1 protein-coding gene is annotated in these 847 nt (G+C 48.4%); it reads left to right on the plus strand.

The genetic code is table 11. The features are described from left to right. Window positions 1–847 (plus strand): Tn3 family transposase (locus tag C5469_RS22890; RefSeq protein ID WP_166311000.1); only part of this gene is annotated, 847 nt, incomplete at both ends.

The raw sequence follows: 847 nt of genomic DNA on the forward strand, positions 1-847 counted from the left end.
CATCAGGGATGAAACCTATGCGGCAGCGCTTGCCGAACTGGTGAATGCCCAGAAAAAGTACCCACTGTCAGCATTCTGGGGAGACGGTACAACATCCTCATCCGATGGCCAAAATTTCAGGGTTGGAAGCCATGGACGCTATGCCGGGCAGGTGAATTTGAAGTACGGTCAGGAACCCGGAGTACAGATTTATACCCACATATCAGATCAGTACAGTCCGTTTTATACCAAAGTGATCAGCCGGGTAAGGGATTCTACCCATGTGCTTGATGGACTGCTGTATCACGAAAGCGATCTGGAAATTACGGAGCATTACACCGATACAGCAGGTTTCACTGAACATGTTTTCGCGCTGATGCATCTGCTGGGATTTGCTTTTGCCCCCCGGATTCGGGATCTGCATGATAAACGGCTATTCATTCAGGGAAAAGCGTCAAAATATTCTGGACTCCAATCAATCATATCCTCGACAAGTCTGAGTCTCAAAGAAATTGAGAAAAACTGGCATGAAGTCCTGCGTCTGGCCACGTCTATAAAACAGGGAACAGTCACGGCATCACTGATGTTAAAAAAGCTGGCCAGCTATCCCAAACAGAATGGGCTGGCAAAAGCATTACGGGAAATTGGTCGTATCGAGCGAACGCTTTTTATGCTGGATTGGTTTCGTGATCCGGCTTTGCGTCGCCGTGTACAGGCAGGTTTAAATAAGGGAGAGGCTCGTAATGCACTTGCTCGGGCTGTTTTTATGCACCGGCTGGGTGAAATAAGGGACAGAGGACTGGAAAACCAAAGTTACCGAGCCAGTGGACTGACATTACTCACTGCGGCGATCACGTTATGGAATACC

Source organism: Photorhabdus cinerea (assembly GCF_011189575.1).
Classification (GTDB): domain Bacteria; phylum Pseudomonadota; class Gammaproteobacteria; order Enterobacterales; family Enterobacteriaceae; genus Photorhabdus; species Photorhabdus cinerea.